Here is a 19829-nt window from a genome sequence, read left to right as displayed (position 1 = left end):
ATGTTGCGGGATTTTCCTTATTGTTTCAATGCTTGGAAAATAATTTCTGCCAAAGAGTGACTAATTCCCGGTACTTTGGCGATTTCTTCGACACTTGCACGCTTCAATTCCTGCAAACCACCCATGTATTTCAGTAAGGCTTGACGACGTTTCGGTCCTACGCCTTCAATCCCCTCTAAAGCACTGGTACGACGGGTTTTGCCACGTTTCGCTCTATGGCCTGCAATAGCATGGTTATGACTCTCATCTCGGATGTGCTGGATCAAGTGCAATGCCGGCGCATCACTTGGCAAGTTAAATTCCTCGCCATCTACAGTAATTAAGGTTTCAAGTCCCGGTTTCCGAGTAACGCCTTTGGCAATACCAATCATGATGGGACGCTTCGGCCAATCCCCCCAATATTGGGAAATAATCTCATGCGCTCGATTGAGTTGTCCTTTACCACCATCGATAAAGATAATGTCAGGAATCTTCTCTACATCTAGCTGCTTCGAATAACGGCGCTCTAATGCTTGTCCCATTGCAGCGTAATCATCGCCGCCAGTAATGCCTGTGATGTTGTAACGACGATACTCTTGCTTAACTGGGCCTTCACTGTTGAACACCACACAAGAGGCAATAGTGCTCTCGCCCATCGTGTGCGAAATATCGAAACACTCCATGCGAGCGATGGTTTCCATACCCAAGACTTCTCTCAGTGCCTTGAAACGCTGATTGATCGTCATCTTGTGATTGATCTTAGTGGTAATCGCCGTCAACGCATTGGTATTGGATAACTTAAGGTAACGACCGCGCGACCCTGTCGGTGAGGTATGGAACTGAACCTTACGCCCCGCCACTTCACTCAAGGCTTGTTGAATCGGCTCGATGTCACCACCCAGCTCTTGATTCAGGATAATACGAGACGGAATGGTGCGTGCCTCGTTATGACTCAGGTAGTACTGAGTAAGGAAGCTATCAAATACTTCTTGTTGACTGGTGTTCTGTGGGATCTTAGGAAAATGGCTGCGACTGCCTAGCACCTTGCCCTGACGAATCATCAAGATGTGGATACAAGCTATGCCGTTCTCTTGGGCAAAACCAAGTACGTCCATATCGTCCATACTGTCTTCTGAAACGTATTGCTGTTCTTGTACGCGTCGAATCGCTTGGATCTGGTCACGGAACTTAGCGGCATCTTCAAAACGAAGTTGCTGGCTTGCCACTTCCATCTTCTCAATGAGCTGTTCAAGTACTTGCTTATCTTTGCCCTGCAAAAACAAACGCACAAAACCCACCAGCTCGGCGTACTCTTCATCAGAAATAATCGTGCTGACGCACGGGCCCGCACAGCGACCAATTTGGTACATCAAACAAGGGCGAGTACGGTTGGAATAAACCGTATCTTCACACTGACGAACAGGGAGTGTTTTCTGCAAAAGGTGCAAAGTTTCTCGTACCGCACCAGAATCCGGGTATGGTCCAAAGTACTCACCTTTGCGCTTTTTCGCACCACGATGCATAGACAATCGCGGATGTTTATGGCCGCTAATGAAAATGTAAGGGTACGATTTGTCATCACGCAGAAGTACGTTGTATTTGGGCAAATATTGCTTGATGTAGTTGTGCTCGAGGATGAGCGCTTCCGTCTCGGTATGAGTTACCGTGACATCAATTTTCGCGATATTACTCACGAGAGCGCGGGTCTTCTCACTGTCGACTTTCTTGCGAAAGTAGCTTGAGAGGCGCTTTTTGAGATCTTTGGCTTTGCCTACATAAATGACAACAGCCTCGGCGTTGTACATTCTGTAAACGCCGGGCTGATGAGTTACTGTCTTGAGAAAGGAAGCCGAATCGAAGGGTTGATTCACACTAAAGGGTCTCGGTGTCCAGCATTCCGTGGCGGATCGCTAAGTGTGTTAACTCAACGTCACCATTGATGTCCAATTTGCTAAACAGACGGTAGCGGTAGCTGTTGACTGTTTTTGGACTTAAATTCAGTTGTTCAGAAATATCCGTTACTTTCTGCCCTTTAGTGATCATCATCATGATCTGCAGTTCGCGTTCAGAAAGGTCTTTAAATGGGTTTTCTGAGGCAGGTGAGAATTGACTCAATGCCATCTGCTGCGCAATCTCTGGCGAGATGTAACGCTGCCCACTGTTAACCACACGAATTGCGTTAACCATTTCATCAGGGCCTGCACCTTTGGTTAGGTAACCAGAAGCACCCGCCTGCATCACTTTAGTTGGGAACGGATTTTCCGTATGAACGGTTAATACGATGATTTTTACATCAGGATTCACGCGAAGAATCTTTTTAGTGGCTTCCAAGCCGCCAATTCCTGGCATGTTCATATCCATTAAAACGACGTCTGCATGATTACTGCGACACCATTTTACTGCTTCTTCACCGCTGTCAGCTTCTCCTGCTACGTTCATTCCACGGACGTCTTCAATAATACGTCGTATCCCTGTGCGAACCAGCTCGTGATCATCTACAAGGAAAACATTTATCAAACTTGTATCTCCACACTTTTATTGGCTCTGCACCCACATAACTTTATGTCAATGTGGATATCAGTATGAGTGCCTATATACTACCGCATTAGGCAAAAAATTGCTTTCTATGAATATGTGCTTAAACGCAAAGTTTGGCAAGAACTTATTCATAAACCACTCTATTATTTGAGTGTGTAGCGTGCAAAGCCGATTTTTAAGACAAGCTAATTAACAACATAAACTTCAATAAATCAAGCAACTAGATTTCACTTTGCTCAGCAAAACGCAATATCACCCATAAATGGTTATTCCATAAGCGAGATATCTCCGCTTTTGTACACCCTCAAGACACGCACTTGAACGGTGAAATTCAGCAGCGCTCTTTTACTGGTTATTTTTACAGTTCTTAATGATAGAATACGTGCTTCATTGATTTACAAGGTTTCTCTATTGAATATCCAACAAGGCTTCCTTCTCACTCGCCAAGCCCGAGACATCAAAGGTCAAACTCAGATTGAGCTTTGGCTTTCGACCGAGAATGGTCCAACCCAATTGTTGATTCAAGGAGAAAGGCCCGTCTTCTTTATTGAACAGGTGCACATCGAGCAAACCAAGCAACTTGCCAGCTCTAAACGCATTGCCGTCGACATTCGCGCGCTTGAGCTAAAGAGCTTTCAACTAACACCTTTAGCTGCGTGTTACACGCAAACGACAAAAGACGCGTTCGCTCTACAAGATGAGCTCAAGCAACATGACATCGTTCATTTCGAAGGCGACGTGCGTCTTGCTGACCGCTATTTGATGGAACGTTTTATTAAAGGCAGCATGGAGTTTACCGGGAATCTACAATCTCGAAATGGGTTCCAACGCGTCCAAAACGCAAAGTGTCGAACAGGCGAATACCAGCCGAAGCTACACGTGGTGTCCTTAGATTTAGAATGTTCAGAAAAAGGCATTCTCTATTCGATTGGTTTAGACAGCCCTGTCGATTCACGAGTGATCATGATTGGAGAGCCGGAACCAGCAGAGACAGCAATTCAATGGGTGAAAGATGAAAAGGCACTACTCGATGCTTTGATCGCTTGGTTCAAGCAGTTCGACCCAGACGTCATTGTTGGCTGGAACGTGATCGACTTCGATTTCCGCCTGCTACACAAGCGCGCAGAGTGGCACAACATGAAGCTGATATTAGGTCGTGCAGACCAGCCAAGTTTCTTCCGCAGCTCCGCGCAAAGCCAACAAGGTTTTATCTCAATCCCTGGTCGTGTGGTGCTGGATGGTATCGATACGCTCAAAACCGCGACATACCATTTCCGCTCTTGGTCACTTGAGTCTGTTTCACAAGAACTCCTAGGCGAAGGTAAAGAGATTCATAACGTTCATGATCGAATGGACGAAATCAATCGCATGTACCGTTCAGACAAGCCCTCTCTCGCTAAATACAACTTGCAAGACTGTGTGTTGGTCAACAAGATTTTTGACCACACTCACCTACTCGACTTCGCAATCGAACGCTCTCGCCTAACGGGTGTGGAACTGGATCGCGTCGGGGGCTCAGTAGCAGCTTTTACTAATTTGTATCTGCCGCAAATCCACCGAGCAGGCTATGTGGCGCCAAACCTGCATCCCGAAAACTGGATCGCCAGTCCAGGCGGCTATGTGATGGACTCTATCCCAAACCTTTACGACTCGGTATTGGTGCTCGATTTTAAGAGCCTTTACCCTTCTATTATTCGCTCATTCTTGATCGATCCTATGGGGTTAGTCGAAGGCTTACAGCTTGAAATCGGCAAATCAGACGATGAAGCCGTACCAGGATTTCGTGGTGGTCAGTTCCATCGCAGCAAACACTTCCTGCCAGAAATGATCGAAAAGCTCTGGGCAGCGCGCGATGTCGCAAAGAAGAACAACGAAAAAGCGTTCTCACAAGCCATCAAAATCATCATGAACTCTTTCTATGGTGTGCTTGGTTCTTCTGGCTGTCGTTTCTTTGATACCCGCCTTGCTTCTAGCATCACTATGCGTGGCCACGAAATAATGAAACAAACCAAAGTTCTGATTGAGGACAAAGGTTATCAAGTGATCTATGGCGACACCGATTCAACCTTCGTGTCTTTAAATGGCGCATACAGCCAAGCAGATGCCGATAAAATTGGTAATGAACTGGTCGACTACATCAACCAATGGTGGAATGACCATCTGCGCAGTGAGTACAACCTCAACTCGATTCTTGAACTCGAATACGAAACCCATTATCGCAAGTTCCTGATGCCAACCATCCGTGGTGCGGAAACGGGCTCTAAGAAACGCTACGCAGGTTTGATTGGTGAAGGCGAACAAGAACGCATTATCTTCAAAGGATTAGAAAGTGCACGCACCGACTGGACACCACTGGCACAGCGATTCCAAAATACTTTGTACCAAATGATCTTCCACGGCGAAGATCCAAGTGATTACGTGCGAGAGATGGTCGAAAAAACCAATAATGGTGAGTTTGATGATCAGCTGGTATATCAAAAGCGTTTACGCCGTAAGCTACACGAATACCAAAAGAATATTCCACCACAAGTACGTGCTGCGCGCTTAGCCGATGACATCAACGCTAAATTAGGCAGACCATTGCAGTACCAAAACCGTGGTCGAATCGAGTACTTGATTACCGTAAACGGGCCAGAGCCACACGAATACCGCAATAGTCCTATCGACTACCAGCACTATATTGATAAACAGTTGAAGCCAGTGGCCGATGCGATTTTGCCGTTTATTGGCACTGACTTCGAGCAGTTATCTGCGCCGCAGATGGGGCTGTTCTAACTCACATTCCAGGTTGAAGGGAATTAACGCTAGCTGACATTAGCCAATGCGAAATTCGGTCTTTTGATACTGAGTCACCAACCAATCACCAAAACCGTCGAGTAACCCAACCACAGAACGTTTTGGAATTGCGCGTCCAGAAAGCAAAATACTAAGGCGTTCTATCTCAAGCTGCTTTTCTGGGTGGTATCGTAAGAATTGCTCTCCACATTCAAGCGGGTCATCAAACCAACGTTTGTCTCGATACATGACAAGTGAGTACGACGCTCGGAGCAGTTTCTTAGCGATAGTCACTTGGGCACTGACCAATTCTTCAATGCTTTGTGCTTGTACTATCTTAGTGCGATACACCGATAGCCAGTCTTCCACATCCATGTTCCAGTGTTTGGCAATTTCCCAGCTTGGCACGTAATCACCAAAGCAATCCGCCAGATCATCTCCGTAAACACACACGCAGCAGTGTTTGAGCATAAAGCCCCAAGTAAAAATACTGTCTAGGTTTGCGACTTCACTCACCAAGGCGGTGCGGATCGATACACCTTTAACGTGAGGATGCCCCTGTTGAGCACGCCATTTGATGGTGTTCAACAAAGTAGCGCGATTGTTTTCAAAACTCGACTTAGTGACAACGACCATATCGAGATTCGATTTTCCTGCAACCGCCGACTTACGTGCCACACTCCCATAAACATAAACACTATGTAAGTTAGAACCAAGCCCACCTTTGAGGCACGCCAATACTTCTCTAAGCAGAGGTTCAAATTCTGGTTGGAAAGGATGTTTTGGATCGATAACAGGAAGAGACATTGAAGAAAACGCGATCTCAGGCTTTTAACGGACGATGGGCTATATGATCCACTAGCCTTGCATTTGAATCAAGCCAAATAACCCCCTTATTAAGGTGCAAATTACTGTGTGGAATTTTGGTGCCAGACAAGCAACTTAGCGCTATAATCACCAAGTTTTGCTTAATAAGTGTAAATAGGAAAATACAATGCCAAAGGCAAGTGAAATCAAAAAAAGGCTTCGCAATCGAGTCTAATGGTAAAACTCTTCTAGTTAAAGACATCGAAGTAACGACTCCTGGTGGTCGTGGCGGCGCTAAAATCTACAAAATGCGTTGTACAGATCTAAACACTGGCGCACGTGTAGACGAGCGTTACAAGTCTGATGACGTTGTTGAAACAGTAGAAATGAACAAACGTGCAGTTGTGTACTCATACGCTGACGGCGATGAGCATATCTTCATGGATAACGAAGACTACTCACAATACACATTCAAGCACAACGAAGTTGAAGATGAGCTTTTGTTCATCAACGAAGACACTCAAGGTATTCACCTTATCCTAATCAACGGTTCTGCTGTTGGTATCGAGCTTCCTTCTTCTGTTGAGCTAGTGATTGAAGAAACTGATCCTTCAATCAAAGGTGCTTCTGCATCTGCACGTACTAAACCAGCACGCTTTGCTTCAGGTCTTGTAATCCAAGTTCCTGAGTACATCGCAACTGGTGACCGTGTAATCATCAACACGACTGAACGTAAATACATGAGCCGAGCATAAGTATGTCTGATTTGATTTCTTACGACGACGTTATCGACGCTGCGTACGACATCTTCCTTGAGATGGCTCCAGACAACCTAGAGCCAGCTGATGTCATTCTGTTTACTGCGCAATTTGAAGATCGTGGTGCCGCAGAACTTGTTGAAACTGGTGATGACTGGGTTGAACACGTTGGCTTCGATATCGACAAAGAAGTGTATGCAGAAGTTCGAATCGGCTTAGTAAACGAGGAAAATGACGTACTTGATGACGTTTTTGCTCGTATGCTAATCAGTCGAGACCCAGAACATAAGTTCTGTCATATGCTTTGGAAACGCGACTAACGCTTTCCCTATCATGATCAAAAACACCAGCCTCGCGCTGGTGTTTTTTTATGTCGATAAGTTACGTGTAATAAAAAGAGAGGAACACGATAACGCCAGAGAACAAAATGCTGGATAAGAAAAAGGCTTGCCGAGTGGGCAAGCCTTTCTGATTTTTTGCTATCGATTAACGATGCTTGTTACGTGCACCTTGGTCACCCGCAGTCTTCTTCGGCTTACGACGAGAAGGGTTGTTGCTACGACCTTTCGGTGTATTTACGCGCTCTTCGTGACGCTTAACTGCGCGACGGATTTTTTGGCTACGAGCACGTTCACGCTTACGTGACGTGTTGTCTTTGTTCAGATCCAGCATGGTTTCTTTTTCTGGACGAAGTTCTACCAATTCACGTAGGTAGTTTACTTCTTTCAGATCAAGTTCCATCCAACCACCACGAGGCAGTTTCTTATCCAGATAGATGTCACCGTAACGAACACGTTTTAGGCGGCTAACCGTCGTGTCTTGAGATTCCCACAGACGACGAACTTCACGGTTACGACCTTCGTTGATAGCAACATAAAACGTGTGGTTCATACCTTCACCACCCGCATATACCACATCTTCGAAACGTGCCATGCCATCTTCAAGCTCAACACCACGAACCAAGTTTTTCACTTTTTGTTCAGTGACTTCGCCGAAAACACGAACAAGATATTCACGTTCAACCTGACGGCTTGGGTGCATTAGGCGGTTCGCCAGTTCACCATCTGTTGTAAACAGCAGTAGACCTGATGTGTTTGCATCAAGACGACCAACTGAAATCCAACGAGAACCACGGATCTTTGGCAGGCGATCGAAAACAGTGCGACGACCTTCAGGGTCGTGACGAGTACATAGTTCACCTTCTGGCTTGTAGTAAGCCAAAACACGACAGATCACTTCTTCTTGCGCCTTAGCAGACACAACGTGACCATCGATACGAACTACGCTGTTCTCATCTTCCAGTCTTTCACCAAGTTTAGCTACGATTCCGTTCACGCTAACGCGACCAGATTTAATTAACGATTCGATCTCACGACGAGAACCGTGTCCAGCACGTGCTAATACTTTTTGTAACTTTTCGCTCATTTATCTACCTATGTGTCGTCTTCACAGACGTCGAGACCAAGATTGGTCTTCATTGTGCAAGTTACCCAACCTGTTGGGATTTTTCGGTCGGTCATTATACGGGATTCTCTACTTTAATGTAAGCGAAATCGTCCATATTGTCGCAGCAAAATAACGCCCAAAAACTCACACTTAACTCATCACCCTCTCCCACTTAGTACCAGACACTCCCCAAATAGAACCGCACTATTATGGGTCGGAGCGAGCCTCTAAAACGCTGGCCTACCTGATAAAATTGTCAGGGTTATAAGAAAGATAACCCTACAGCTTGCTAGCTCCCTTAAACAGATGAAAAAGGAATAATAAATGTCTCATACAAATCTTGACCTAAATTGGATATTTGGCACCTCCGAAGATGACAACATGACAGGTACAAAAGGCTCCGATACAAGCGATGTATTTATCGGCTTTGGCGGCGACGATAAGTTTGTTGGCTTTGGTGGTGACGATTACGTCTTCGGTGGCTGGGGGGACGACACTCTACTCGGTGGTAGAGGTAACGACCTACTTGCCGGTGGTTCTGGCAATGACTATTTGTCGGGTGGTTTAGGTAATGACTCTCTATTTGGTGGTTGTGGCGACGACATAATTTTCGATTACTCTGGCAATAACTTCATCAACGCAGGTTGGGGTAACGATACTGTTGTGGTTGGCGATGGTAACTCTGTTATCGCAGGCGGTTGCGGCTCTGACACGTTCGTTATGACAAACCGTCTTGCTATTGGCGTTCCGGACCAACCGGTATCATCAAACGACATCGAAGTGAAAGCAGAGATACTCGACTTCAACATTTGTCACGATAAGTTGGTGTTTGATATGGGCCTTGATACGAACGATGACGGCATTCGCGATACCTTCTTAGACTCAGCAGATGACCTAACACTGTCTTACAACGACTTTGGATGGGCGGTATTCTCCAGCGATGAGTTTAATGTAGAAGTGACCCTGAAAGGGATCGATGCTGGCTACATGAACTACATTGAGCACTACAATATCGACATCTTTGACTTCGCATAACACGCGAATATAAAAACCTACACATTGATTCAAAAGACAAAGGGAGGCGTATTAGCCTCCCTTTCTTATTTCATCAAGAGTAAATCGAGTTACTCAAATGGCGCTGGATCACCAGAGCCAATACGCGCAACAACGGATTCACCTTCACTGAAGTCAATAACCGTGGTTGGCTGCTCGCCTAGGTAACCGCCGTTAAGAATCACGTCTACGGCATGCTCTAGTTTGTCACGGATATCCTCTGGGTCTGATTCCGTCACATCACTGCCCGGTAGAATAAGCGACGTAGACATCATTGGCTCGCCAAGCGCCTCTAGTAGGTCCAGCGCAATGCGGTTATCAGGAACACGGATACCGATAGTCTTACGTTTTGCGTTCATCAAACGACGCGGCACTTCTTTCGTACCTTTGAAGATGAAGGTGTAAGGACCCGGAGTATTGTTTTTCAGTAGTCGGAATGCAGAGTTATCCACTCGTGCATACAGAGAAAGCTCCGACAAATCACGGCACAACAAAGTAAAGTTGTGTTTATCATCCAGACGACGGATCTGACAGATTCGTTCCAACGCCTGTTTGTTCTCCAATTGACAGCCTAGTGCGTAACCTGAATCGGTTGGGTACACCACCACACCGCCGTTACGAATGATTGCTACTGCTTGATTGATCAAGCGAGCCTGTGGGTTTTCTGGATGAACGTAAAAAAACTGGCTCATTGTAATTCCTCATTATCGAACCTCTCGGCTCTATATTTTTATGGGTTCTCGACTTGGTCTTGTTGAGCATTATTCAACGAAGGATCAATACCCCAATCTTTCCAAACTGGTTCTACGCCCGCGGGTAACCAGAGGTTTCTTCCCAATTCCATCCACGGTGATGGATAGTGAAAGTCGCTGCCTTGAGAAGCTAATAGTTTGTATTGTATAGCATAATCCGCCAAGTTGCGTCTTTCTTGTTGCGCTTGTTGAGGTTGCGCAACTTCCATGGCATCCCCACCCGCTTCAACAAATGCCGCTAGCAGGCATTTTACCCACTTGGCAGTGAGCTGATAACGCCCCGGATGCGCCAGCACTGCTTGGCCACCAGCAGCATGAATAGCGTCTACCGCCTCTTTCATGGAGCACCAATTCGGCGGTACATAACCAGGGTTAGAGCGCGTCAGGAATTTCTTAAACACCATCTGCATGTTTTTAGCGTAACCATTGTCCACCAACCACTTTGCGAAATGCGCGCGAGTAATTGGCGCATCTCCTGCAATTTGCTGAACTTCTTCTAGTACACCTTCACGGGTGGCTTTCTGCAAGCGCTCGGCGATCAATGCTGCGCGCTCAACACGATGCGATTTTTGCTGTTGAATTAACTCCACCAGCGCAGGGCTGTTAGGGTCAATGTTCAAACCTACAATATGGATGTCTTTGTTCTGCCAAACGGTCGAAATCTCGATACCGTTGATGATTTTGATCGGGAGATTGTTCTCTTTAACGTATTGCTTGGCCGGAGCTAAGCCGTCAACCGTATCATGATCTGTGATCGCCAAAACCTCGATATCAAAACTCAGTGCCCTATCCACTAAATCATGTGGTGCAAAGCGCCCATCTGAAGCGGTGGTGTGGCTGTGTAAATCAATTCTCATCTTTTTGTCGTTTTAATGCTGTTTTGGGGTTGACTTTTTATCTCTGCACTAGTTAACTAGTACACAAATACGAAGTACCTAATTAAGGCTCACCATGTTACAAGAATTTAACCAAAACCAGAAAGCGAAAGTTGCGGTTCGTCTGAATAAGATGAATTCTGCAGACCTTGCTTGGTGGCGCACTTGGACAAGTTCTTGGTGGGCAAACGTGTACTTCTAGTTTAGAGAATTAAATGTCACAAAGCCCGCTACCTCAGCGGGCTTTTTGTTTTGTCGTCCATCTCACATTCAACTGCTTAAACATTCATCGGATCTGACCAAAACTTGATTGGGTGAACGTTTGCTTTATGCGACTATGTACGGCAGGAAGATGTAAACAGCTATAAGGAGGTCTTGTGAACAAGGCCATTGAAATTAAGAAACTTGGACAGCTTGAAGTGCTAACGGCTTCCGTCCCTTATACTCAAGACCCGACTCGCTTGTTCCACACGTTATGTGAGAACAAAACTGACAGCCTATTGCTGGAATCTGCTGAGATCGACTCAAAGCAAGATTTAAAATCCCTGCTAATTGTCGATTCTGCAGTGCGCATCGTTTGTTTCGGTCACACAGTTAGCATGCAGGCATTGACCAACAATGGTAAGAACCTGCTTTCTCATTTAAACCAGAACATTCGTGGTGAGGTTAAGAGTGAGTTCGTTGGCGAAACGCTGACTTTGAAATTCACCCAGCCTTGCGACACGCTAGATGAAGATTCTCGCCTACGTGAAGCCTCTTCATTTGATGCGCTGCGTTTAGTGCAACACAGCTTCGATATTTCAGAGCAAGATAAGCACGCGATTTTCCTTGGTGGTCTGTTTGCCTACGACTTGGTCGCTAACTTCGAACCTCTGGGCAATGCAGAAGCAACCAACCAATGCCCAGATTACGTTTTCTATGTAGCGGAAACTCTGTTGGTTGTGGATCATCAAACCGAATCTTGCCAACTGCAAGCGACTTTGTTTGTCGACGAATCAGAGAAAACAACGCTAGAAACTCGCATCGCAGAAATCAGCGCTCAATGCGCAGCGCCAAAACTGCTGCCAAGTGCAGAGCAAATCGCCGATGTCACGGTTGAACCTAGCGTGTCTGATGCAGACTTCTGCCAAATCGTTCGTGACTTAAAAGAGTTCGTAGTGAAAGGCGATGTGTTCCAAGTCGTGCCGTCTCGCCGATTTACACTCCCTTGCCCTTCTCCATTAGCAGCCTACAAAGAACTCAAACAAAGTAACCCGAGCCCTTACATGTTCTACATGCAAGACGAACTATTTACTTTGTTTGGCGCATCACCAGAAAGCGCGCTTAAGTACGAAACCGACACTAACCAAATTGAAATCTACCCAATCGCAGGCACTCGTCGCCGCGGTAAGCGCCCTAACGGCGAGATTGATTTCGACCTAGATAGCCGCATCGAACTTGAACTGCGCACCGACATGAAAGAAAACGCAGAACACATGATGCTGGTTGACTTAGCACGTAACGACGTTGCTCGTATTGCTCAAGCTGGCACACGTCACGTAGCAGACCTACTAAAAGTCGACCGCTACAGCCACGTAATGCACTTAGTATCTCGTGTGATTGGTCAACTGCGTGAAGACCTAGATGCGCTGCACGCATACCAAGCATGTATGAATATGGGCACGCTCACTGGTGCACCAAAGATTCGTGCAATGCAGTTGATTCGCGATGTAGAAGGCGCACGACGCGGTAGCTACGGCGGTGCGGTTGGTTACCTAACTGGTGAAGGCACACTCGACACATGTATCGTCATTCGCTCAGCTTACGTAGAAAACGGCATTGCTCAAGTTCAGGCCGGTGCTGGCGTGGTGTTCGACTCTGATCCGCAAGCGGAAGCAGACGAAACGCGCGGCAAAGCACAAGCGGTAATCTCTGCTATCCAAGCAGCGCATAAATCACAATAAGGAATAGGGTTCAGAGATGGCTAATATCATTTTTATCGATAACTTTGACTCGTTCACCTACAACCTTGTGGATCAGTTCCGCTCGCTAGGTCACTCAGTCAAGATTTACCGAAACAACATCCCAGCAGAAACCATCGAACAAGCGGTAAACGAGCTTGAAAACCCAGTGGTTCTACTATCGCCAGGCCCTGGTGCTCCTTCAGAAGCAGGCTCAATGCCAGAGCTGATCCAACGCATGAAAGGCAAAGTGCCGATGATCGGCATTTGTCTTGGTCACCAAGCGATTGTTGAAGCGTACGGCGGCACCGTTGCTGGCGCGGGCGAAATCATTCACGGAAAGGTCTCTATGATGGAGCACCAAGACCATGCGATTTACCAAAACCTACCATCACCACTTGCAATTGCACGTTACCACTCACTGGTTGCGACCAAGGTTCCTGAGAGCCTAACCATCACAGCAGAAGTAGATGATTTGGTGATGTCTGTTGTACATGAAGAAGATAAAGTTTGCGGGTTCCAGTTCCACCCGGAATCTATTATGACGACCTACGGAGCAACACTGTTGGCCAATGCCATTGAATGGGCACTTGAAGAACAAACTTCAGCGAACCCACTCACTGCTTAAAAAGCACTGGCACATAAGAAATTTAGGAGAGGAAATATGGAAGCAATCATCAACCCTATTATTACCAAACTGTACGAGCAAGAATCGCTTACTCAGGAAGAGAGCCAACAGCTATTCGACATCATTATCCGTGGTGAATTAGACCCAATTTTGATGGCATCAGCACTGACTGCACTAAAAATCAAAGGTGAAACGCCAGATGAAATTGCGGGTGCAGCGAAAGCACTGCTGGCAAATGCAAACCCATTCCCTCGCCCAGATTACGATTTCGCAGATATCGTAGGTACGGGCGGTGACGGTCACAACACCATCAACATTTCAACCACTGCGGCGTTTGTTGCTGCAGCATGTGGTCTAAAAGTGGCGAAACACGGTAACCGCAGCGTTTCAAGCAAATCGGGTTCTTCTGACCTTCTTGATTCATTTGGTATCAACCTAGCCATGAGCGCAGAAGATACGCGCAAAGCGGTAGACGATATCGGTGTTGCTTTCCTATTTGCTCCTCAATACCACGGTGGAGTGCGCCATGCGATGCCAGTGCGTCAAACCATGAAAACACGCACCATCTTTAACATTCTTGGTCCACTGATTAACCCTGCTCGTCCTAACATCGAATTGATGGGTGTTTACAGTGAAGAACTGGTTCGTCCTATTGCAGAAACCATGCTACAAATGGGTATGAAGCGCGCAGCAGTAGTACACGGTAGTGGTTTGGATGAAGTGGCGATTCACGGTGAAACAACGGTTGCAGAAATCAAAGATGGCAAGATCACTGAGTACACGCTAACACCAGCAGACTTCGGTCTAGAAGCGCACCCGTTAGAAGCGATCAAAGGTGGCGATCCTGAAGAAAACAAAGCCATCATTACCAATATCCTGACGGGTAAAGGTACAGACGCACAATTGGGCGCAGTGGCGGTGAACGTTGCTCTGCTAATGCGTCTATTCGGCCACGAAGATTTAAAAGCCAACACGCAACAAGCGATTGAGGCAATGAATTCAGGCAAGGCGTACCAATTGGTACAACAACTTGCCGCACACGCTTAAGGAATTGAAGAAGATGACTGACTTCAACACTCAGCAAGCTGACAACCTGTCTGAACACGTTTCTAAGAAAGAAGCAGAAATGGCAGAAGTACTGGCGAAAATTGTCCGCGACAAATATCAGTGGGTAGCAGACCGTAAGGTGTCTCAACCGCTAAGCACATTTCAGTCTGATTTGCTGCCATCGGACCGCAGCTTCTACGAAGCACTGAGTGGCGAAAAGACGGCATTCATCACCGAATGTAAGAAGGCATCTCCTTCTAAAGGTTTGATTCGTGATCACTTCGACTTGGATTACATTGCATCGGTTTACAACAACCATGCAGATGCAATTTCAGTCTTAACAGACGAGAAGTACTTCCAAGGTAACTTTGACTTTCTTCCTCAAGTTCGTGGTCAAGTCAAACAGCCCGTTCTGTGTAAAGACTTCATGGTGGACACCTACCAAGTTTACCTAGCGCGTCATTACAGTGCTGATGCTGTCTTGCTAATGCTGTCTGTCCTCAATGACGAAGAATACAAAGCCCTAGAAGAAGCAGCACACAGCCTGAACATGGGTATCCTGACCGAAGTCAGCAACGAAGAAGAGCTTCACCGTGCCGTTGAGCTAGGCGCTCGCGTTATCGGCATCAATAACCGTAACCTTCGCGACCTAAGCACCGATTTGAATCGTACTAAAGAACTGGCACCGACAATTCGCGAATTAGCACCAAACGCTACCGTGATTTCAGAGTCTGGCATTTATACGCATCAACAAGTTCGTGATTTAGCGAAATACGCAGACGGATTCTTGATTGGTAGCTCGCTGATGGCAGAAGACAACCTTGAACTGGCAGTACGCAAAGTGACGCTGGGCGAAAACAAAGTCTGTGGTCTCACTCATCCAGATGATGCAGCGAAAGCATATCAAGCTGGTGCGGTATTTGGTGGCCTGATTTTCGTTGAGAAGTCGAAGCGCTCCGTTGATCTTGAAGGCGCTCGCTTAACCATGAGCGGTGCTCCACTGAACTACGTAGGCGTGTTCCAAAATCATGATATCGATTTTGTTGCTTCCGTTGTGACCTCTCTGGGTTTGAAAGCGGTGCAATTGCATGGTCAAGAAGACCAAGCTTACGTAAACCAACTCAAAGCCGAACTGCCAACAACAGTAGAAATTTGGAAAGCTTATGGCGTGACTGATGCCAAGCCAGAACTGCTTGCAGACAACATTGACCGCCACCTGTTAGATGCGCAAGTTGGCACTCAAACAGGTGGAACCGGACAAGTGTTCGACTGGTCACTGATCGGCGACCCAAGTCAAATTATGCTAGCGGGCGGACTGTCGCCAGAAAATGCTCAACAAGCAGCGACACTAGGTTGCTTGGGATTAGATTTAAACTCTGGTGTAGAAAGCGCACCAGGCAAAAAAGATTCACAGAAGTTGCTTGCGGCATTCAGCGCCATTCGCAACTACTAAAGCTGGATATCAGCTAAAAAATTTAAAGCTATTCGTAGCGAAAAATACGAGAAGGAATATCACCATGGCAAAACTGAATGCCTACTTTGGCGAATACGGCGGTCAGTACGTTCCGCAAATTCTAGTTCCGGCATTGGAGCAACTAGAGCAAGCGTTTATCGACGCACAAGAAGATCCAGAATTCCGCAGTGAGTTCATGACCCTTCTTCAAGAGTATGCGGGCCGCCCAACGGCTTTGACTCTAACTCGTAACCTAACCAAAGGTACGAAAACCAAATTGTACCTAAAACGTGAAGACCTGCTTCACGGTGGTGCGCACAAGACCAACCAAGTGTTAGGTCAAGCGCTACTTGCGAAACGCATGGGCAAAAACGAAATCATCGCTGAAACTGGCGCAGGCCAACACGGTGTGGCAACCGCACTAGCATGTGCACTGCTTGGCCTTAAGTGCCGCGTTTACATGGGTGCAAAAGACGTTGAGCGTCAAAGTCCGAACGTGTTCCGTATGAAGCTCATGGGTGCAGAAGTTATTCCTGTCCACTCTGGTTCCGCAACACTTAAAGACGCATGTAACGAAGCACTACGCGACTGGTCTGCAACTTATGAAGACGCGCACTACCTATTAGGTACAGCGGCAGGTCCTCACCCATTCCCAACCATCGTGCGCGATTTCCAACGCATGATTGGTGAAGAAACAAAGAATCAGATTTTGGCACGTGAAGGTCGTCTTCCTGACGCAGTTATCGCGTGTGTGGGCGGTGGTTCAAACGCTATCGGTATGTTTGCTGACTTCATCGAAGAAGAAAGCGTTCGCCTAATTGGTGTTGAGCCAGCAGGTAAAGGTATCGATACCGACCAACACGGCGCACCACTTAAACACGGTAAAACGGGTATCTTCTTTGGTATGAAAGCGCCATTGATGCAAGATCCAAACGGTCAAGTTGAAGAGTCATACTCTGTTTCTGCTGGTCTTGATTTCCCTTCTGTGGGCCCACAGCATGCACACCTAAATGCGATTGGCCGTGCTGAATACGATAATGTCACCGATGATGAAGCGCTAGAAGCATTCCAAGAAATTGCGCGTCACGAAGGCATCATCCCAGCTCTAGAGTCCTCTCACGCACTGGCTCATGCACTGCGTATGGCTCGTGAGAATCCAGAAAAAGAACAATTGTTAGTTGTGAACCTATCAGGTCGTGGTGATAAAGATATCTTCACTGTACATGCCATCCTAGAAGAAAAAGGAGCGATCTAATGAGCCGTTATGCAAAGATGTTTGAGCGCCTAAACGAGAAAAACCAAGGCGCGTTTGTACCGTTCGTAACGGTTTGCGATCCAAACGCAGAGCAATCTTACAAGATCATGGAAACATTAGTTGAGTCAGGCGCTGATGCTCTAGAACTCGGTATTCCATTCTCAGATCCTCTTGCGGATGGTCCAACTATCCAAGGTGCGAACATTCGTGCTCTAGATTCAGGCGCAACACCGGATATCTGTTTCGAGCAGATTGGTAAGATCCGAGCGAAATACCCAGAGTTACCTATTGGTCTTCTGATGTACGCGAACCTTGTTTACTCTCGTGGTATCGAAAACTTCTACGAGCGCTGTGCAAAAGCGGGCATCGATTCTGTTTTGATTGCAGACGTACCAACCAACGAGAGCTCAGAATTTGTTGCAGCAGCAGAGAAGTTTGGAATTCACCCAATCTTCATTGCCCCACCAACGGCAAGTGATGAAACGCTGAAGCAAGTATCAGAGTTAGGTGGCGGCTACACTTACCTACTATCTCGTGCAGGTGTTACTGGCGCTGAGACCAAGGCAAACATGCCTGTTGACCACATGTTAGATAAACTGAATCAATTCAATGCACCACCAGCGCTGCTTGGTTTTGGTATTTCAGAGCCTGCACAAGTAAAACAAGCTCTAGAATCTGGTGCCGCTGGTGCGATTTCTGGTTCTGCCGTGGTAAAAATTATCGAAGCGAACGTCGAGCAACCAAAAATCATGCTCGATAAGCTTGGTGAATTCGTTTCTGCAATGAAAGCTGCAACACAAAAATAACGTATCACTGATTTGATAAATATGAGATCGATTCCTTATTAACCATCAGGAATCGATCTTTTTTTTTAACATTCCTGTCTAAAAACCTCCCTCTCTTACCATCTATTTTTCAAACGCCAGACAACCAAAATATCACCACAATCGATGGCAATCGTTTGCTATTAGTTAAAAAACTATCAGCAATCAATGAATTTCCAATTAGACGGTAAGTATGTACAGAAATTGTATTGCTAATTGTGAATGATAAGTGTAAAAAGCAAGGCGAAACAATTATCCAAATAACAACTTTATATTGGTGGGTAATTTTAGGATTTTACACATTATTAGCACAGAGGTTATGGAAGTGTTAAAACAAAAGAGTTTGCTAAACAACATTGGCGTGCAAGTCGTCATTGCAATGATCGTGGGTACTGCCGTTGGTGCCTTCATGGGTCAAAGTGCGACAGTATTCGCGCCACTTGGTGCGATCTTTATCAACCTGATTAAAATGCTCGTGATCCCATTGGTTGCGGTAGCCCTTATCTCGGGCGCAGCAGGCCTTGGCAACAGCCAATCTGCAGGAAAAGTAGGCTTGGTAACCCTAGGTTACTTCGGTCTAACGTCTGCCCTAGCAGTAGCACTAGCGCTGTTCATGGGTGAAGTATTCAAACCAGGCATGGGCATCGACGTTTCTGGCGTTGAAGGTATGTTCTCGGCTGAATACGCTTCAAAAGGTGAGCTACCTACTTTCTGGGCGACCATCACTGGTATGATCCCAACCAACGTTTTCCAATCACTTAATGAAGCAAATATTCTTCAGATCCTAGTGTTCTGTATGTTCTTCGGTATTGCGATTTCAAAACAAGAAAAAGCGCGCCGCGAGCCAATCATCAATGGTGTTAACTGCATCGTTGACGCGATGGTTTGGATGATCAATAAAGTGATGATCATTGCTCCTATTGGCGTATTTGGTCTGATGGCTGAAGCGGTGGGTACGTTTGGTTTTGGTGCCCTAATGGTGGTATTCAAACTGTTCGTTGTGTACGTAGCTGCAATCCTTGTGTTCGGTTTCGTAGTTTACCCAGCGATGGTACACATCTTCACTAAGACATCGGCGAAGAAGTTCGTGTCAGCAATGAAGAAACCGCAAGCCGTTGCCCTGTCTACCGCGTCTTCAATGGCGACACTGCCAGTAACGATGGATACGTGTGAAAAAGAGCTTGGCGTTAAGAACTCGACTGCATCATTTGTTCTACCGCTTGGCGCAACCATCAACATGTCTGGTAACGCGATTTACTACGGTCTAGTAGCAATTTTCTTTGCTCAGCTGTTCAACATCGACCTAGGCATGGGCGCGTACATCGCGATCATCGTTACTTCTACACTAGGCGCTGTAGGTCAAGCAGGTGTTCCTGGTCCTTCATTCCTAGTAGTAGCAGTACTGCTTGCTGCTGGTATTCCAATCGAAGGCCTACCACTACTGTTCGCTCTTGACCGTATCTTCGATATGATTCGTACCGCACTAAACATCACCGGTGACGCAGCATGTGCAGTGATCGTCGATGCTCTAGTGGAAGAAGAAGCGCAACAAGCTGAGCTTCAAAAGCAAGAAGCTTAACCCTGAACGCATTTTAAACAAGCCGCTCAAAAGAGCGGTTTTTTTCATCTCAAACCTGCCTTACGTAACCGTTTAAATAGAAACTAATGGCATATTTTTTCTCAAGTGATATAAGAGCGG

17 protein-coding genes, 1 pseudogene and 1 other annotated feature are annotated in these 19829 nt (G+C 46.4%); of the genes and pseudogenes, 12 read left to right on the top strand and 6 right to left on the bottom strand.

Annotated elements, in window-relative coordinates; translation table 11 throughout:
• Positions 1 to 17: 17 nt before the first annotated feature.
• Both uvrC and uvrY read right to left on the bottom strand, forming a co-directional pair.
• The gene (gene uvrC, locus KHO06_RS06995) at positions 18 to 1850 is read right to left on the bottom strand and encodes an excinuclease ABC subunit UvrC (RefSeq protein WP_080766747.1); all 1833 of its coding nucleotides are present in this window, start codon (positions 1848 to 1850) and stop codon (positions 18 to 20) included.
• Position 1851: 1 nt separating this feature from the next.
• The gene (gene uvrY / locus KHO06_RS06990) at positions 1852 to 2496 is read right to left on the bottom strand and encodes a UvrY/SirA/GacA family response regulator transcription factor (RefSeq protein WP_005434947.1); all 645 of its coding nucleotides are present in this window, start codon (positions 2494 to 2496) and stop codon (positions 1852 to 1854) included.
• 432 nt (positions 2497 to 2928) lie between these two features.
• Between uvrY and KHO06_RS06985 the strand changes: the two genes are divergently transcribed.
• Positions 2929 to 5292, top strand: coding sequence for a DNA polymerase II (locus KHO06_RS06985; RefSeq protein WP_212582304.1), 2364 nt, complete (start codon positions 2929 to 2931; stop codon positions 5290 to 5292).
• Positions 5293 to 5331: 39 nt separating this feature from the next.
• Here the strand turns inward: KHO06_RS06985 and KHO06_RS06980 are convergent, their stop codons facing one another.
• On the bottom strand, positions 5332 to 6099 hold the full coding sequence (locus KHO06_RS06980; protein WP_212582303.1) for a nucleotidyltransferase domain-containing protein: 768 nt from the start codon (positions 6097 to 6099) through the stop codon (positions 5332 to 5334).
• Between the two features lie 187 nt (positions 6100 to 6286).
• On the opposite strand from KHO06_RS06980, the pseudogene yeiP reads away from it, so the two are divergent.
• Positions 6287 to 6854 (top strand): annotated as a pseudogene (gene yeiP, locus KHO06_RS06975) (elongation factor P-like protein YeiP).
• Positions 6855 to 6856: 2 nt separating this feature from the next.
• Positions 6857 to 7177 carry an HI1450 family dsDNA-mimic protein gene (locus tag KHO06_RS06970; protein WP_005431208.1) on the top strand — a complete coding sequence of 107 codons (321 nt, stop codon included), beginning with the start codon at positions 6857 to 6859 and terminating at the stop codon, positions 7175 to 7177.
• 166 nt (positions 7178 to 7343) lie between these two features.
• Here the strand turns inward: KHO06_RS06970 and rluB are convergent, their stop codons facing one another.
• Complete coding sequence (gene rluB / locus KHO06_RS06965) at positions 7344 to 8282, bottom strand: 23S rRNA pseudouridine(2605) synthase RluB (RefSeq protein WP_005431207.1); 939 nt, start codon at positions 8280 to 8282, stop codon at positions 7344 to 7346.
• A gap of 345 nt (positions 8283 to 8627) precedes the next feature.
• On the opposite strand from rluB, the gene KHO06_RS06960 reads away from it, so the two are divergent.
• On the top strand, positions 8628 to 9338 hold the full coding sequence (locus tag KHO06_RS06960; protein ID WP_012128338.1) for a calcium-binding protein: 711 nt from the start codon (positions 8628 to 8630) through the stop codon (positions 9336 to 9338).
• An 89-nt stretch (positions 9339 to 9427) separates the two neighbouring features.
• Here the strand turns inward: KHO06_RS06960 and KHO06_RS06955 are convergent, their stop codons facing one another.
• Together KHO06_RS06955 and KHO06_RS06950 are read right to left on the bottom strand one after the other, a co-directional pair.
• On the bottom strand, positions 9428 to 10048 hold the full coding sequence (locus KHO06_RS06955; RefSeq protein WP_005431206.1) for an L-threonylcarbamoyladenylate synthase: 621 nt from the start codon (positions 10046 to 10048) through the stop codon (positions 9428 to 9430).
• Positions 10049 to 10086: 38 nt separating this feature from the next.
• On the bottom strand, positions 10087 to 10965 hold the full coding sequence (locus KHO06_RS06950; protein WP_212582301.1) for a PHP domain-containing protein: 879 nt from the start codon (positions 10963 to 10965) through the stop codon (positions 10087 to 10089).
• 94 nt (positions 10966 to 11059) lie between these two features.
• Here KHO06_RS06950 and KHO06_RS06945 point away from each other — a divergent pair, with 94 nt between their 5' ends.
• The 8 genes from KHO06_RS06945 to KHO06_RS06910 all read left to right on the top strand — a co-directional run bounded on the left by KHO06_RS06945 (position 11060) and on the right by KHO06_RS06910 (position 19709).
• A complete protein-coding gene (locus tag KHO06_RS06945) occupies positions 11060 to 11185 on the top strand; it encodes a tryptophan operon leader peptide (protein ID WP_005431202.1) in 126 nt (41 codons plus the stop codon).
• Positions 11132 to 11235: a sequence feature (Trp leader region), on the top strand. (Overlaps the previous gene by 54 nt.)
• 125 nt (positions 11236 to 11360) lie before the next feature.
• Positions 11361 to 12926 carry an anthranilate synthase component 1 gene (locus tag KHO06_RS06940; protein ID WP_212582300.1) on the top strand — a complete coding sequence of 522 codons (1566 nt, stop codon included), beginning with the start codon at positions 11361 to 11363 and terminating at the stop codon, positions 12924 to 12926.
• 16 nt (positions 12927 to 12942) lie between these two features.
• The gene (locus tag KHO06_RS06935) at positions 12943 to 13551 is read left to right on the top strand and encodes an aminodeoxychorismate/anthranilate synthase component II (RefSeq protein WP_038889962.1); all 609 of its coding nucleotides are present in this window, start codon (positions 12943 to 12945) and stop codon (positions 13549 to 13551) included.
• Between the two features lie 36 nt (positions 13552 to 13587).
• Positions 13588 to 14598: an anthranilate phosphoribosyltransferase gene (trpD, locus tag KHO06_RS06930; RefSeq protein WP_009700797.1), complete on the top strand. Its 1011-nt coding sequence runs from the start codon at positions 13588 to 13590 to the stop codon at positions 14596 to 14598.
• A gap of 13 nt (positions 14599 to 14611) precedes the next feature.
• Positions 14612 to 16051 carry a bifunctional indole-3-glycerol-phosphate synthase TrpC/phosphoribosylanthranilate isomerase TrpF gene (gene trpCF / locus KHO06_RS06925; protein ID WP_212582299.1) on the top strand — a complete coding sequence of 480 codons (1440 nt, stop codon included), beginning with the start codon at positions 14612 to 14614 and terminating at the stop codon, positions 16049 to 16051.
• 64 nt (positions 16052 to 16115) lie between these two features.
• Positions 16116 to 17306 (top strand): tryptophan synthase subunit beta, encoded by a 1191-nt coding sequence (gene trpB, locus KHO06_RS06920; RefSeq protein WP_005445041.1) that lies wholly within the window; start codon positions 16116 to 16118, stop codon positions 17304 to 17306.
• Complete coding sequence (gene trpA, locus KHO06_RS06915; protein WP_212582298.1) at positions 17306 to 18112, top strand: tryptophan synthase subunit alpha; 807 nt, start codon at positions 17306 to 17308, stop codon at positions 18110 to 18112. Before trpB ends, trpA begins: the two co-directional genes overlap by 1 nt.
• A 337-nt stretch (positions 18113 to 18449) precedes the next feature.
• Positions 18450 to 19709, top strand: coding sequence for a dicarboxylate/amino acid:cation symporter (locus KHO06_RS06910; protein ID WP_005431192.1), 1260 nt, complete (start codon positions 18450 to 18452; stop codon positions 19707 to 19709).
• Positions 19710 to 19829: the final 120 nt, after the last annotated feature.

It is taken from the genome of Vibrio sp. B1FIG11, from assembly GCF_905175335.1.
GTDB classification, from domain to species: Bacteria; Pseudomonadota; Gammaproteobacteria; order Enterobacterales; family Vibrionaceae; genus Vibrio; species Vibrio campbellii.
The sequence above is the reverse complement of the archived record's forward strand: the minus strand, read 5'-3'. Positions and strand labels throughout refer to the sequence as shown.

Bases quoted from the DNA above. Each gene is read 5' to 3' on its own strand.
- KHO06_RS06980 (WP_212582303.1), bottom strand. From the start codon at position 6,099: ATGTCTCTTCCTGTTATCGATCCAAAACATCCTTTCCAACCAGAATTT.
- KHO06_RS06970 (WP_005431208.1), top strand. From the start codon at position 6,857: ATGTCTGATTTGATTTCTTACGACGACGTTATCGACGCTGCGTACGAC.
- rluB (WP_005431207.1), bottom strand. From the start codon at position 8,282: ATGAGCGAAAAGTTACAAAAAGTATTAGCACGTGCTGGACACGGTTCT.
- KHO06_RS06960 (WP_012128338.1), top strand. From the start codon at position 8,628: ATGTCTCATACAAATCTTGACCTAAATTGGATATTTGGCACCTCCGAA.
- KHO06_RS06955 (WP_005431206.1), bottom strand. From the start codon at position 10,048: ATGAGCCAGTTTTTTTACGTTCATCCAGAAAACCCACAGGCTCGCTTG.
- KHO06_RS06950 (WP_212582301.1), bottom strand. From the start codon at position 10,965: ATGAGAATTGATTTACACAGCCACACCACCGCTTCAGATGGGCGCTTT.
- KHO06_RS06945 (WP_005431202.1), top strand. From the start codon at position 11,060: ATGTTACAAGAATTTAACCAAAACCAGAAAGCGAAAGTTGCGGTTCGT.
- KHO06_RS06935 (WP_038889962.1), top strand. From the start codon at position 12,943: ATGGCTAATATCATTTTTATCGATAACTTTGACTCGTTCACCTACAAC.
- trpD (WP_009700797.1), top strand. From the start codon at position 13,588: ATGGAAGCAATCATCAACCCTATTATTACCAAACTGTACGAGCAAGAA.
- trpCF (WP_212582299.1), top strand. From the start codon at position 14,612: ATGACTGACTTCAACACTCAGCAAGCTGACAACCTGTCTGAACACGTT.
- trpB (WP_005445041.1), top strand. From the start codon at position 16,116: ATGGCAAAACTGAATGCCTACTTTGGCGAATACGGCGGTCAGTACGTT.
- trpA (WP_212582298.1), top strand. From the start codon at position 17,306: ATGAGCCGTTATGCAAAGATGTTTGAGCGCCTAAACGAGAAAAACCAA.
- KHO06_RS06910 (WP_005431192.1), top strand. From the start codon at position 18,450: ATGGAAGTGTTAAAACAAAAGAGTTTGCTAAACAACATTGGCGTGCAA.